This window comes from Bradyrhizobium sp. FW305-F6 (assembly GCF_058782905.1).
On record NZ_JBYSYD010000003.1, the window covers coordinates 1 to 13,601 of the forward strand.

Annotated in this window: 11 protein-coding genes; 8 read left to right on the forward strand and 3 right to left on the reverse strand. The window is 65.3% G+C overall.

Annotated elements, in window-relative coordinates; translation table 11 throughout:
* A partial coding sequence (locus AC3WLX_RS20290) for an NYN domain-containing protein (protein ID WP_492337330.1) occupies positions 1-711 on the reverse strand: 711 nt, incomplete at its 3' end.
* Positions 712-1,209: 498 nt separating this feature from the next.
* On the opposite strand from AC3WLX_RS20290, the gene AC3WLX_RS20295 reads away from it, so the two are divergent.
* Positions 1,210-4,920: a tetratricopeptide repeat protein gene (locus AC3WLX_RS20295; protein ID WP_492337331.1), complete on the forward strand. Its 3,711-nt coding sequence runs from the start codon at positions 1,210-1,212 to the stop codon at positions 4,918-4,920.
* Between the two features lie 168 nt (positions 4,921-5,088).
* Here the strand turns inward: AC3WLX_RS20295 and fliP are convergent, their stop codons facing one another.
* Positions 5,089-5,847, reverse strand: coding sequence for a flagellar type III secretion system pore protein FliP (gene fliP, locus AC3WLX_RS20300; RefSeq protein ID WP_492337332.1), 759 nt, complete (start codon positions 5,845-5,847; stop codon positions 5,089-5,091).
* Positions 5,844-6,821, reverse strand: coding sequence for a flagellar biosynthetic protein FliO (locus tag AC3WLX_RS20305; RefSeq protein ID WP_492337333.1), 978 nt, complete (start codon positions 6,819-6,821; stop codon positions 5,844-5,846). Before AC3WLX_RS20305 ends, fliP begins: the two co-directional genes overlap by 4 nt.
* A 351-nt stretch (positions 6,822-7,172) precedes the next feature.
* On the opposite strand from AC3WLX_RS20305, the gene flgB reads away from it, so the two are divergent.
* From flgB to cckA, 7 genes are all read left to right on the forward strand, one after another.
* Positions 7,173-7,577 (forward strand): flagellar basal body rod protein FlgB, encoded by a 405-nt coding sequence (flgB, locus tag AC3WLX_RS20310; RefSeq protein WP_291626567.1) that lies wholly within the window; start codon positions 7,173-7,175, stop codon positions 7,575-7,577.
* Positions 7,578-7,613: 36 nt separating this feature from the next.
* Positions 7,614-8,039 carry a flagellar basal body rod protein FlgC gene (flgC, locus tag AC3WLX_RS20315; protein WP_291626570.1) on the forward strand — a complete coding sequence of 142 codons (426 nt, stop codon included), beginning with the start codon at positions 7,614-7,616 and terminating at the stop codon, positions 8,037-8,039.
* Between the two features lie 17 nt (positions 8,040-8,056).
* A complete protein-coding gene (gene fliE, locus AC3WLX_RS20320; RefSeq protein ID WP_291626571.1) occupies positions 8,057-8,365 on the forward strand; it encodes a flagellar hook-basal body complex protein FliE in 309 nt (102 codons plus the stop codon).
* A gap of 114 nt (positions 8,366-8,479) precedes the next feature.
* On the forward strand, positions 8,480-8,743 hold the full coding sequence (gene fliQ / locus AC3WLX_RS20325; protein WP_024340947.1) for a flagellar biosynthesis protein FliQ: 264 nt from the start codon (positions 8,480-8,482) through the stop codon (positions 8,741-8,743).
* Between the two features lie 180 nt (positions 8,744-8,923).
* Positions 8,924-9,694 carry a flagellar biosynthetic protein FliR gene (fliR, locus tag AC3WLX_RS20330; RefSeq protein WP_291626575.1) on the forward strand — a complete coding sequence of 257 codons (771 nt, stop codon included), beginning with the start codon at positions 8,924-8,926 and terminating at the stop codon, positions 9,692-9,694.
* A gap of 13 nt (positions 9,695-9,707) precedes the next feature.
* Complete coding sequence (gene flhB, locus AC3WLX_RS20335; RefSeq protein WP_492337334.1) at positions 9,708-10,787, forward strand: flagellar biosynthesis protein FlhB; 1,080 nt, start codon at positions 9,708-9,710, stop codon at positions 10,785-10,787.
* Positions 10,788-10,942: 155 nt separating this feature from the next.
* On the forward strand, positions 10,943-13,531 hold the full coding sequence (gene cckA, locus AC3WLX_RS20340; protein ID WP_492337335.1) for a cell cycle histidine kinase CckA: 2,589 nt from the start codon (positions 10,943-10,945) through the stop codon (positions 13,529-13,531).
* The last annotated feature ends 70 nt before the right edge of the window (positions 13,532-13,601 follow it).

Sequence of the window (13,601 nt, forward strand, 5' to 3'; positions counted from 1 at the left end):
ACCTTCACCCAACCGATCATAGAGCTCACTTTGCCCACGCGCGTGCGTCAATCTGGCGGCCTTCGTCGTATGCGTACCATCGATCTCCACGCCCGGCAAAAGACATTCTTCGATCAAATCCGCATTGAGTGTGTATCGGCCATCGGCGTTCGTCATGATGGCTTTGCTGGCATCCATGCCGGGCGGCACAACACTTACTAAGCGTTTTTTGGGAAAGCGTCGTTTCAGCATCCGCGCTGTGGCGCCTTGATCAGAATCTGCCGTTAGCAGATAGGCAATATCGAACACGTCTTGATAAGCGTCATCGAAGAGGAGGAGAGCAATATTGACGTCTGTCTCCTTCTCCTTTGGAGCATCCCAAGTGTGTCCGCATGCGCGGCAATCCATTGCATCTTCGATGAAGTGTCCTTCTTGGACCTTCACGTTGAACCACTTCAGCGCGGTAATATATTCGCGGTGCCGCTTATTCTTGTCGCTATCTCCCGGTTTTAGGGCCGTGCAATAGCGGACCTTGACGAGTTGCTCTTTGTTGCGATTGAGGATGCGAGAGCCAAGGCTAAAAAGGTTTAGCCACTTCAGATGTGGCTGCTTCAGCGCATCAATGGCGTGGTAGAGGTTGAAACCGTCTACGTAGAGGGCCGCGCGTGCCTTCGGAGGGGGCTCAGAAATAGAAACCCCGTCGGCCGTGACCGACGGGGGGCTGGCAGTCACCTGCTCAGCGATTACGGTTGTGGATATAGTGGATAGGCTGGAATTTGTCAACATAAATTTGAAGCTGCCTTCAGCCTAAGTATTTGAAATTACTCGCATTAACACGAATTAATTTTTTCCACCGTCGATTACCGTAAAGTGTCGCTTAATTCGCACACGTTGGTTGGGTTCCAAGGATAGTGCAGCTTCCAGTAAATCACCGATAGTCCAGATTCGGTCAACAATTCCAATGGCCGCGGCCGGCGTGGTTCGCAAGGATTTATGGACGCGGCAAACATTGTAGCGGGCCGCGTAGACGCCCCCGCAGCGCTCCAGCATCATTGACGCGGAACGAGGGGCGAACGAGGCTGCGCACACGTCGTCTGAAGGCGCACACCGGTCCTGTGACATCAAATACATAGCGTTAAGAAGTCCTTAATTGGCAAAACCTTAGAGTCGAGGGCAGGGCCGAGATCAGTGGCCCGGCCTGGACCCGTCGAACCGGAAGAAATGCCGCCAATGGCGCGAGAGGCTGCCGCTGGATTTGTGTCGCGAGCCCGCGCTTTCGCGCGGGGCTTGTCGCGCCATGCCTGCGCGGCGACCTTGCTGGCGGCCTGTGTGCTGGTTGGTCTTACGCCGCTCGCCCGGGCGGCCGATCCGATCAGGGGCGAGGCGACGTTTTCCGCGGGCGGCGGCTTTGCCCGTCTCGTCATCAAGCTCGGCGAGGACGTTCCCTCGGAGGTGTCGACCGCGGGCTCGATCCTGATCATCCGCTTCGACCGTCCGGTGGACGTTCCGGTCGATCGCGTTCCGGAAGGCGCGCCTGATTACGTCAACTCCGCGCGCCGCGATCCCGACGGCGGCGCCATCCGCCTGTCGCTGGCACGGCGCGTCACCGTCAACACCATGAATGCGGGCGAGCGCACCTTCATCGACCTCCTGCCGGAGGGATGGAAGGGGCCGCCGCCGAGCCTGCCGATGGACGTCGTCAAGGAACTGGCCGAACGCGCACGCGCCGCCGAGCGCGCATTGCGGGCGCAGCGCGCCGCTGCCGAGGCCAAGAAGCGTCCGCAGATCCGTGTGCGTGCCTCGGTGCAGCCGACCTTCGTACGCTTCGTGTTCGAGATGCCCGACGGCGTCGGCGTCTCCTCCGTGCTCAACGAGCAGAAGCTCACGCTCCTCTTCAACGCCAATCTCAATTTCGACCTGGCGGACGCCGTCGTCGCGGCGCCGCCGAACGTCGCCTCGATCAAGCAGAAATCCGAGATCGACCAGACCAATGTCGAGATCGCGCTGATCGGCGATTCCGACGTGCATTCGTTCCGCGACGAGAAGAACTATGTCGTCGACGTCTCGTTCCAGCCGGACAAGGGCAAGTCGGCCGCGGGGCCCGAGGCGGCGATCGCGCAGATGAAGCCTGCGGGGCAAGCCCCGGCGCCTGTGCCTGCGCCGGATAAGCGGGCGGCGGAGAAGGCGAAGGATGTCCAGCGCGAGATCGCACCGCCGAGCTCCGAGACCATCGCGCGTGAAGCCAAGATCGACATCAAGCCCGAGGTGAAGCCGGAGGCGCCCGCCGCGCTGCCGCCCGCGGAAGCATCGAAACCGGCACCTGCTGCCGCGGTCGAAGCTGCAAATCCGCCGCCTGCGCGAGAAGCAGCGGCCGCGCCGGCTGAAGCGCCGCGAGAGACGGCGAAGGAGCCGCTCAAGGAAGCCGCCAAAGCCGAGCCTGCCAAAGCCGAGCCGATCAAGGCTGCTTCTGCCGAACCGCAGGCCGCGCCGCAGCCTGCGATTGCGAGTGTCGATGCGCGCCGCGAAAGCGACGGCTTGCGCGTGACGTTTCCGCTTCAGGTCGCAACGCCGGCGGCGGCGTTCCGCCGCGGCGACACCGTGTGGCTGGTGTTCGATACGCCGAAGCCGATCGATGTCGAGGCGATCCGCACCAGGGGCGGGGCGATGATCGGCGAGGTCGGCCGCGTCCCGCTCGACAAGGGGCAGGCGGTGCGTATCCGTCTCACCCGTCCGCTGGTCTATTCGCTGACGAGCGAGGAGGTCGGCAAGGAAACCAACTGGATGTTGACGCTCGCCGACAAGATCCAGTCCACGCCGCTTCCGCTGATGATGTCGCGCAACATCACCGATCCTGCGCTGGCCAATATTGCAATTCCCTTCGCCAATCCGGGCCTCCTGCACAAGCTCACCGATCCCGATGCCGGCGACACGCTCTTCGTCGTCACCGCCCAGCGGCCGGTGCGCGGCTTCATCAAGCGGCAGGACCTCGTCGATCTCTCGCTGCTGGAATCCGCGCACGGCATCGCGATCAGGCCGAACTCCGACGAGGTCGGCGTCGAGGTCGGCCTGGACAAGGTGATCCTCGGCAAGAAGGGCGGACTGACGCTGTCGCCGGTCGACATCTCGGCCGAGCGCGCGCCGACCGCGGTGCGCCCGGTCTTCAGCCCCGAAGGCTGGCGCAAGGGCCAGTCGGAAAGCTTCATGGCGCGGCAGAGCGAACTGATGACGGCGATTTCGGCCGTCGAGCCGGCGCTGCGCTCGCTGCCGCGGCTCGATCTCGCGCAGTTCTACATGTCGCGCGCCATGTATCACGAAGCCAAGGCCGTGACCGACGTGATGCTGGGCGATCCTCTCAACAAGGAGGAGAGCGGTGCGCTGATCATGCATGCGATCGCGAGCATCCTGATCGGCCGGCCCGCGCAGGGCCTGAAGGATCTTGCCAATCCCGTGATCGGCAACAGCCACGATTCCCAGCTCTGGAAGGCGCTCGCCTATGCGCGCCAGGGCAAATGGGCGGACGCGCGCGAGAAGTTCAAGAACGTCGAATTCGCCATCGCCTCGCTGCCTCTCGACATCCAGCGCATCGTGACGATGGAGGCGATGCGCGCCTCGCTCGAGGTGAAGGACTATGCCGGCGCCTCCAAGCGCCGCAGCGAGCTGGAGGTGGTCGGTGTCCCGCCCGAGGCTGCGCCCGCCTTCGCCGTGCTGCGCGGCCGGCTCGCCGAGGCGCTCGGCCACGACAAGGATGCGCTCGACGACTACAAGCTCGCCGCCGCCTCGAACGACCGCCAGGCTGCGGCCGAGGCCAAGCAACTCGAGATCGCGCTGCGGCAGAGGCGCGACGAGATCGGCAAGGACGAGGCGCTGCGCGAACTCGAGACGCTGTCGATGACCTGGCGCGGCGACGCGATCGAGGTCAAGACGCTCCAGATGCTGTCGCGGATGTATGCCGAGGCCGGACGCTACCGGGACGCGCTCACCGCGGCGCGCACGGCGACGCGGCTGCAGCCCAACGCCGAAGCCTCGCGTCAGGCGCAGGATCTCGCCTCCGAGCTGTTCACGCAGCTCTTCCTGGGACCGAAGGGTGACGAGCTGCCGCCGGTGGAGGCGCTCGGGATGTTCTACGAGTTCCGCGAGCTGACGCCGATCGGCCGGCGTGGCGACGAGTTGATCCGTCGGCTCGCCGACCGTCTCGCCTCGATCGATCTGCTCGACCAGGCCGCCGAGCTCTTGCAATACCAGGTCGATCATCGTCTCGAAGGCGCGGCGCGCGCCCAGGTGGCTGCGCGCCTTGCCATGATCTATCTCGCCAACCGCAGACCCGACATGGCGATCACCGCGCTGCGCGCGAGCCGCATCAGCGATCTCTCGGGCGAACTCCGGCAGCAGCGCCTGCTGCTGGAGGGGCGCGCGCAGAGCGACGTCGGCCGTCACGATCTCGCGCTCGACATCGTCTCGAACGTGTCCGGGCGCGAGGTGCTCCGTCTCCGCTCCGACATCTTCTGGGCGGCGCGGCGCTGGCGCGAGTCCGCCGAGCAGATCGAGCTCTATTACGGCGAGCGCTTCCGCGACTTCAAGCCGCTCAATGCGGTCGAGAAGAGCGACATCATCCGCGCCGCCGTCGGCTACGCGCTCGCCGACGATTCCATCGGCCTCTCGCGCTTCCGCGAGAAGTACGCGCCGCTGATGAGCGAGAGCGCCGACCGCCTCGCCTTCGACATCGCCAGCAAGCCGGCTGCCGCTTCCAGCGCCGAATTCGCCGAGATCGCCAAGCTCGCCGCCAGCGTCGATACGCTCGACGGCTTCCTGCGCGAGATGAAGCAGCGCTTCCCCGACGCCACCGCCCGCGCCCCCGGCGCGCCGCAGGCCAAGGACGACAGCGACCACACCGGCTCGCTGCCCACGATTCCGGTCGTGCGGCAGATCAAGATGACGCGGTAGAGAACGGTACCGCCCCATCCCCCGTCATTGCGAGCGGAGCGAAGCAATCCGGCATCTCTCATCGGCGGCAGTCAGGGATTGCTTCGTCGCGAAGAGCTCCTCGCAATTGACGAGGAGGGAGCGGGGGCTGTCGCTGAGAGCGGAAAGGACGCGGTCGCGAACGAAGCCTCATGCCCCGTAACTCTGCACCAAACTCCCAGCCACCAACGACCAGCCGTCGACCAGCACGAAGAAGATCAGCTTGAACGGCAGCGAGATCGTCGCCGGCGGCAGCATCATCATGCCCATCGACATCAGCACCGAGGCGACGACGAGGTCGATGATGAGGAAGGGCAGGAACAACAGGAAGCCGATCTCGAAGGCGCGCTTCAGTTCCGAGATCATGAAGGCGGGGACGAGAATGCGGAGGGCGAGATCGTCGGGCGTGGCCGGCGGCGGTTCGCCGGAGAGATCCAGGAACAGCTTGAGGTCCTTCTCACGCACGTTCTTCTGCATGAAGCCGCGCAGGGGCACGGAGGCGCGCTGAAACGCATCCTCGACGCCGATCTGGTTGGCGACGAGCGGGCGGATGCCCTCGTCGTAGGATTTCTGCAGGACCGGCCCCATCACGAAGAAGGTGAGGAACATCGCGAGCGCGATGATCACCGAATTCGGCGGGGCGGTCGCGGTGCCCATCGCTGTGCGCAGCAGCGAGAGCACCACCACGATGCGCGTGAACGACGTCATCATGATCAGGATCGACGGCGCAATTGACAGCACCGTGAGCAGCGCGATCAGCTGGATCGCGCGCTCGGTGACGCCGCCACCACCGGCGCCGCCGCCGAGATTGATGCTGATGTCCTGGGCATGCGCCGGCATCGCGAGCGAAGCCGCGCCGACCAGGACAGAAAGGAAAAGAACTCTACGCGGGAGGGCCGGCAACCTCACGAAGACGGCTTCGGACGGCCGAGCAGGGAGGCCATCTCGTCTTCGAGATTTTCGAAACTGGTCTTTTCCGCGGCCGGCTTTGCAGGCGGAGCCAGCGGCGCGGGGGGCTCGCTGCGGGCGGCGCGCGGGGGAGCTGGCGGCGGCTCCGGTGCAACCGGAGGCGCGACCGTTTCCCCGGCCGGACGGCGCAGGGCGGCCTCGAGCCGCTGCGCCATTTCGGCGAGATTCTGCTCGGCGCTCGAGGGCGCAGCAGCAGCCGGCGGCGGAACGAGCGGAGCCTGCGGTACGGGCGGAGGCGGAGGCGGCGATGGTGCAGCGGCACGCTCGGCGCGCACGGGCGGCATTTTCATCGGCTCGCTGCCGCGCGGGGGGCGCGGCATCAGCGGCGGCTCGCTGCGGGCGACGCGCGGCGGCAGCGGCTCGGGCCGCGGTTCGCGCTCGGGACGCGGTGCGATCGGCTCCGGCGGAAAGCTGGCGAGGGGCGGCTCGCTGCGCCGTTCGGCCGGCGTGGGCGCGGGCCGTCGCATTTCCTCGGCAAAGGACGGGCGCGCGGGCCGCGGCGGCGGCTCGGGCATTTGCGGCTCGGGATGGTCGAGCAGTTCGGGTCGCGGCGCTTCATCGGCCCAGCTGCCGGCATCGGGCATGGGCGCAAGTCGCGGCGGTTCGGCCGCATTCGGCCGTTGTGGCAGCTGGTCGCGGCTCGGCGCGGCACGCACGATATTGGGCTCGACGACGATGTCGGTCGGGCCGCCGATCATCAGCAGATGTTCGACATTGTCGCGCCGGACCAGCACCAGGCGCCGCCGGCCATCGACCGCGGCAGCGTCGATCACGGCAAGGCGCGGCATCCGGCCGCGCTGGGTATTGGCGCCGATCCGGCTGCCGGCGAATCGGCGGACCAGCCAGGCAGCGACGCCGATCAACGCCAGCACGACGATGAACGCGACGATGAAGGTGATTGGGCTGCCTTGCATACTTGTCCCCGACAAATGGCGCTTTTCTCGTGCCCGTGGGTCGGTTTAACCCCAACGGACGGACGATGCCCCAAACTGCGATTTCTTAACGTTCCACGGCAAGTTTTGCCGTCCCCAACTCTTAATAACCTATGAATCGCCCGATCCAAAACGACTTCTTGGCCTGTGCACGGGCCGCCAAATGGTTGGGTTAATGGCAGTTTTGGGAGACGTAGAAACACGGGTGGGCGCATCAGTGCGCTGCCGGGGGACATAGGCCCGCGGCTTCTTAACCAGCTGTTAACCATACACGCGGCAAATTCTGCCTAGCTTCGGGCTTGGAGCCGAAAGCGGGCGGAAGGAGCCGCGACGATGTCCATCAACGACATTCCGGAACTGTCGGTGCTTCGGACCAAGATGCAATGGCACCAGGAGCGCCAGCGCGTCCTGTCGGAGAACGTCTCCAATTCCGATACGCCCAAGTTCCGGCCGCGCGACCTGGTCGAGCCGAAGTTCGACAAGGCCGGCGCGGTCGCGGGCTCGATGGGACCACTGACGCTCACCCGCACCAGCGGCTCCCACATGGCGCCATCAGGGGCGGCCTCCGCATTCGACCAGAACAGGAACGCGGGTTTCGAGACCCGCCCCGCGGGCAATGCCGTCAATCTCGAAGAGGAGATGATGAAGGCCGCCAGCAACCAGATGGACTACGCGGCGGTGACCTCGCTCTATTCGAAGAGCCTGCGACTGCTCAAGACCGCGATCGGCAAGGCCTAGGCATGATCCGGCAACAAGGGGAGCTAGGGGTGCATCATGGCAAATGACAGCAGCGATTTCGCCCGCTCGATGGCAATCGCGACATCCGGCCTGCGCGCACAGGCCGGGCGTATGCGGGTGATCTCCGAGAATATCGCGAACGCAGATTCGACTGCGCCGACCGCCGGCGGAGATCCCTATCGGCGCAAGGTGCCGACCTTCTCCTCAGCGCTCGACCGCACGCTCGACGCGCAGGTCGTCACCCTCGGCAGGATCAAGCCCGACCAGTCCAATTTCCGCGTCAGATACGAGCCCAACAATCCGGCCGCCGATGCCAGCGGCAACGTGAAATATCCGAACGTGAACTCGGTGGTCGAAATGACGGACATGCGCGATGCGCAGCGGTCCTACGAGGCCAATCTCAACATCATCAGTGCGACGCGCCGGATGATCCAGCGCACGCTCGACATCCTCAAGAGCTGAACAGGACATCATAAGCCATGGCATCGCCGACAGTCGCCGCAAATGCTTACGCCAGCCTCGCCCGGGTGCTGGAGAACACGTCCCCCGGCAAGGGCAGCGAACCGAACGGGCAATCCTTCGCCTCGATGCTGAAGGACGCCGTCGGCAGCGTCGTGGAGTCCGGCCGCAAATCCGATGCGCAGACGGTGGCGATGGCTGCCGGCAAGGCCAACGTGATGGACGTGGTGACGGCGGTCGCCGACACCGACGTCGCGGTGTCGACGCTGGTCTCGGTCCGCGACCGCGTCATCGCGGCGTACGAAGACATCATGAAGATGCCGATTTAGTCACCGCTGTCATTCCGGGGCGGTGCGAAGCACCGAACCTGGAATCTCGAGCTTCCGGGTTCTCGCTTCGCGAGCCCCGGAATGACGTCAATAGTTGGAAGCGAGAACGCCCAAATGACCGGCCCCGAAACCCTCGACGTCGCGCGCGACGCGATCTGGACCATCGTGATCGTGTCCTCGCCGCTGATGGTGGTCGGCCTCGTGGTCGGCGTCATCGTGTCGCTGTTCCAGGCGCTGACGCAAATCCAGGAGCAGACGCTGATCTACGTGCCGAAGATCCTCGCCATCTTCGCCACGATGCTGCTGGCGCTGCCGTTCATGGCCGATTCGATGCACGCTCACATGATGCGGATCTCGTCGCGAATCATCGGCGGCTGAGGCACAATGCGTCGTGCGGTGGATTTGACATTCGCGTTGGCGGCCCCGCGAGTCGCGTTGGCGAATGTCAAATCCAATAGCCGCACGACTATCGAGATTTGCGAATGCCTCTTTGGCTCCAACATTCGCAAAGGTGTCTGCCGCGATGGCATGCGAATGTCGGAGCCGAGGCATTCGATTATGCGCATCGACGTCTCGCTGCTGCCGGCGCTCGCCGCTTCCTTCATGCTTGCCTTCGCCCGGGTCGGCGCGATGGTGATGCTGCTGCCGGGGCTGGGCGAGACCAACATTCCGACGCGCATCAAGCTCTCGATCGCGCTGCTGCTCACGCTGATCATCCTGCCGCTGCATCGCAACGCCTACCAGGTCGACATGGGCTCGCTGGCACCGCTGCTGGTGCTGATGCTGCATGAGATCGCGATCGGCATCGTGCTGGGCGCGACGGCGCGCGTGACCCTGTCGGCGCTGCAGGTCGCAGGATCCGTGATCGCGCAGCAGATGGGGCTCGGCTTCGTCACCTCAGTCGATCCGACGCAGGGACAGCAAGGCGTGCTGATCGGCAATTTCCTGACCATGCTGGGGATAACGCTGCTGTTTGCCACCGACAGCCATCATCTGGTCATCGCGGCGCTGAACGACAGCTACACCATCTTCGCGCCGGGCGAGATCGTGTCGAGCGGCGACGTCGCCTCGCTGGCAACGCGCGCCTTCTCCGCCGCGTTCCGCCTCGGCTTGCAGCTTTCCGGGCCGTTCCTGGTGTTCGGCCTCGTCTTCAACATCGGGCTCGGCATACTAGCGCGGCTGATGCCGCAGATGCAGGTCTATTTCGTCGGCGTGCCGCTGTCGATCTTCGCGGGCTTCATGGTGCTCGCCGTGGTGCTCACTGCGATGATGGGCACCTATCTCGACTATTTCATCGGTGTGATGCACCAGATGATGCCGCTCAAGTGACGGGGGGCGAACGATGGCGGAAGACAACGATCCCGAAAGTCAAACAGAAGATCCGACGCAAAAGCGGCTCGACGATGCGCTCGAACGCGGCGACGTCGCCAAGAGCCAGGAGATCAACACCTGGTTCATGATGGCGGGCGGCACGCTCGTGGTGGCGACCTTCTCGGGCTCGGTCGGCAGCGGGCTGCTGACGCCGATGCGCGGCCTGCTCGCCAATTCCTGGATGATCAAGACCGACGGCAAGGCCCTGCTCGCCCTGATGCAGCAGATCGAATTCGCCATCTTCGCGGCGGTCGGTGTGCCCTTGCTGATGCTGGTGCTGGCCGCCATTGCCGGCAACATGCTGCAGCACCGTCTGGTGTGGTCGGCCGAGTCCCTCAAGCCCAAATTCAACAAGATCTCGCCCGGCGCCGGCTTCAAGCGCATCTTCGGCAAGCAGGCGGCCGCCAATTTTCTCAAGGGCATCGGCAAGCTCGTTGCCTTGGCCGTGGTCATGACCATGATCCTGTGGCCGGAGCGGCATCGTATGGAGGCGATGGTCAGGCTCGATCCGGCCGCCATGCTCGGTGCCAGCACCAGCATGACCATCCAGCTGCTCGGCGCGGTGGTCGCCGCGCTCGCGATCGTCGCCATCGCGGACTACTTCTTCCAGTACCGAAGCTGGTTCCAGCGCCAGAAGATGTCGCTCCAGGAGATCAAGGAAGAGTACAAGCAGTCCGAAGGCGACCCGCACATCAAGGGCAAGATCCGGCAGCTGCGGCAGCAGCGCGCCAAGAAGCGCATGATGGCCGCGGTTCCCAAGGCGTCGGTGATCATCACCAACCCGACCCACTATTCTGTGGCGCTGTCCTACGAGCGCGGCATGACCGCGCCGATCTGCGTCGCCAAGGGCGTCGACAACCTCGCCTTCAAGATCCGGGAGATCGCGCGCGCGCACGACATCCCGATCGTCGAGAACGTGCCGCTCGCCCGGGCGCTCTACGCCACCGTCGACATCGACCAGGAAATCCCGACCGAGCACTATCACGCCGTCGCCGAGGTCATCGGCTACGTCATGCGGCTGAAGCGCGGATTCAGCGCCGGGCAGGGATAAAACACCCGAAAAGTACCGGAAATGGCCCTAAATTGGGAATCAGCGTACCTTTCGCCCTCGCTGCCCTTGCACCCTAGGGTCCGATTGAGGCAGGGAGGACCCCACGCGCCCGGTAGCGCGTTGATTCTCTGCCGACAGGCTGCGCCAGCTCGAGAATGACCGCCGAGACCGACCACGACCTCACACGCGATCCCGTTGCGGCGCACGAGCCGTCGCCGCGCTCGGGCAGCATTGCGCTGGTGCTGCTGGTGGCCGCCGGCCTCGTCGCCGTCGCCGTGGGGCTGATGACGCTCGGGCGCGCGCAGGCGCAGCCCTATATCCTCGGCATCCTCGCCGTGCTCGCGATGGTCGGCCTGTTCAACCTGTTCGCCTTCGCTGCCGGCATCATCCGCTTTGCCGATCGCAATCTCGACGATCCCATCATCGCCCGCATCTCCGATCACGCCTTCGACGGGCTCGCGGTCACGGATGCTCGCGGCCACGTGGTCTATTCCAATGCCGCCTATCTGACCCTGACCGGCGCCAGCGGCCCGCAGGACGTGCGTCCCGTGGAGCGCGTCTTCATCGGAAACCCGGACGTCTCCGAGGCCGTGTTCCGGCTGCTGAAGGCCGCGCGCGAGGGCAAGCGTCAGCAGGAAGAGGTGCGCATCTCAGGCCAGGACGGCAACCAGGGCCGCTGGCTGCGCATGCGGGTGCGTCCGCTCGGCACCGGCAAGCGTGAGGCGAAATACGCGGTTTGGTCGATTGCCGACATCACCCGCGACCGCGAGCGCCAGGAGGACGTGTTCCAGGAGCTCCAGCACGCGATCGAATATCTCGATCACGCGCCTTGCGGCTTCTTCTCGGTCAATCCGGCCGGCGAGCTCGCCTATGTCAACGCGACGCTGGCGAACTGGCTCGACTACGACCTCGCCGAGATCGGATCGGGCGGCTTGAAGCTCACCGACATCGTCTCCGGCGACGGCGCCTCGCTGCTGACCTCGATCGTGGCGGTGCCGGGCGAGGTCAAGACGGAAGTCTTCGACATCGACCTGCGCATGCGCTCCGGCAAGACCATGCCGGTACGGCTCTATCACAAGCTCGCCTTCGGCGCCGACGGCGCGCCGGGGCCGTCGCGCACGCTCGTGATCAGCCGCGCCCGCGATGAGCGCAGCGACCCCGACCGCGCGGCCGAAGTGCGCTTCATGCGCTTCTTCGACCACACGCCGATGGCGATCGCGACGGTCGACCGTGCCGGTAACGTCGTGCGCGCCAACGCGCGCTACGCCAAGCTGGGTCAGGCACTGGGGCTCGACACCGCTTCCAAGTCGATCTTCCGCGCAGTCAATGCGCGCGACCGGCACCTCCTGATCGCCGCCATCAACCAGGCCGCCGAGGGCCAAGCCGACGTCGCGCCGGTCGAGGTCGCGCTGGAAGGGACCAAGGAGCGCTGGGGCCAGTTCTTCGTCACGCCGGTCGATTCGGCCGAGAACGACGCCGAAGCCGCCATCGTGCACATGCTCGAGACCACAGAGCGGCGCGCGCTGGAGAACCAGATCAACCAGTCGCAGAAGATGGAGACGGTCGGCCAGCTCGCCGGCGGCATCGCCCACGACTTCAACAACGTGCTGTCCGCCATCATGATGGCGAACGACTTCCTGCTGAACGCGCACAAGCCGACCGACCCGTCGTTCCAGGACATCATGCAGATCAAGCAGAACGCGACGCGCGCTGCGACCCTGGTGCGTCAGCTGCTGGCGTTCTCGCGGCGGCAGACGCTGCGGCCGCAGGTGCTCGATCTCGGCGATGCGCTCTCCGACCTCGCCATGCTGCTGCGCCGCCTGATCGGCGAGAAGGTCAAGCACGAGACCATCCACGGCCGCGATCTCTGGCCCGTCAAAGTCGACGTCTCCCAGTTCGAGCAGGTGATCGTCAACCTCGCGGTGAACGCGCGCGACGCGATGCCGGATGGAGGCAAGCTGATCATCCGCACCGCCAACGTCACTGCAGAAGAAGCGGCCAAGCTCGCCTACAAGGGCATGCCGGCGGCGGACTATGTGCGGATCGAGGTCGCCGATACCGGCACCGGCATCCCTGCCGACATCCGCGACAAGATCTTCGAGCCGTTCTTCTCGACCAAGGAAGTCGGCAAGGGCACCGGCCTCGGGCTGTCCACCGTCTACGGCATCGTCAAGCAGACCGGCGGCTTCATCTACGTCGATTCCGAGCCGGGGCAGGGCACCTCGTTCCATATCTTCCTGCCGCGCCACGTCGCCGAGCCTGAGGCACAGGTCGAGCCCTCCACCGTGGCAGTCGGCGCGAGCAACGGCGCCGCGAAAGAGGCCACGCCCGCCGCGCCGGCAGAAGCGAAGCCGCGCACCGATCTCACCGGACAGGGCACCATCCTCCTGGTCGAGGACGAGGAGGGCCTGCGCGCCCTCAACGCGCGTGGCCTGCGCTCGCGCGGCTACACCGTGGTCGAGGCCGAGAACGGCGTCGAGGCGATGGACGTGCTGGCGGAGCAGAGCGGCGCAATCGACCTCGTCGTGTCGGACGTCGTCATGCCGGAGATGGACGGCCCGACGCTGCTGAAGGCGATGCGGGAGAAGAACCCCGACATCAAGTTCATCTTCGTGTCGGGCTACGCCGAGGACGCCTTCGAGAAGAGCCTGCCCGAGGGTCAGCAGTTCGACTTCCTGCCGAAGCCGTTCACGCTCAGCCAGCTGGTGGCGGCGGTGAAGGAGACGATGACCAAGCAGGGATGAGGGCAAAGGCTCTAAGCCTTCCTCATCGCGAGCCACTGCGCCCGCGCGAAGCGCGGCCTGATGGCAGGCT

What these genes read in the sequence shown, in the direction of transcription:
- AC3WLX_RS20295 (WP_492337331.1), top strand. Translation starts at nt 1,210, where the DNA reads ATGGCGCGAGAGGCTGCCGCTGGATTTGTGTCGCGAGCCCGCGCTTTC.
- AC3WLX_RS20305 (WP_492337333.1), bottom strand. Translation starts at nt 6,821, where the DNA reads ATGCAAGGCAGCCCAATCACCTTCATCGTCGCGTTCATCGTCGTGCTG.
- flgB (WP_291626567.1), top strand. Translation starts at nt 7,173, where the DNA reads ATGTCCATCAACGACATTCCGGAACTGTCGGTGCTTCGGACCAAGATG.
- flgC (WP_291626570.1), top strand. Translation starts at nt 7,614, where the DNA reads ATGGCAAATGACAGCAGCGATTTCGCCCGCTCGATGGCAATCGCGACA.
- fliE (WP_291626571.1), top strand. Translation starts at nt 8,057, where the DNA reads ATGGCATCGCCGACAGTCGCCGCAAATGCTTACGCCAGCCTCGCCCGG.
- fliQ (WP_024340947.1), top strand. Translation starts at nt 8,480, where the DNA reads ATGACCGGCCCCGAAACCCTCGACGTCGCGCGCGACGCGATCTGGACC.
- fliR (WP_291626575.1), top strand. Translation starts at nt 8,924, where the DNA reads ATGCGCATCGACGTCTCGCTGCTGCCGGCGCTCGCCGCTTCCTTCATG.
- flhB (WP_492337334.1), top strand. Translation starts at nt 9,708, where the DNA reads ATGGCGGAAGACAACGATCCCGAAAGTCAAACAGAAGATCCGACGCAA.
- cckA (WP_492337335.1), top strand. Translation starts at nt 10,943, where the DNA reads ATGACCGCCGAGACCGACCACGACCTCACACGCGATCCCGTTGCGGCG.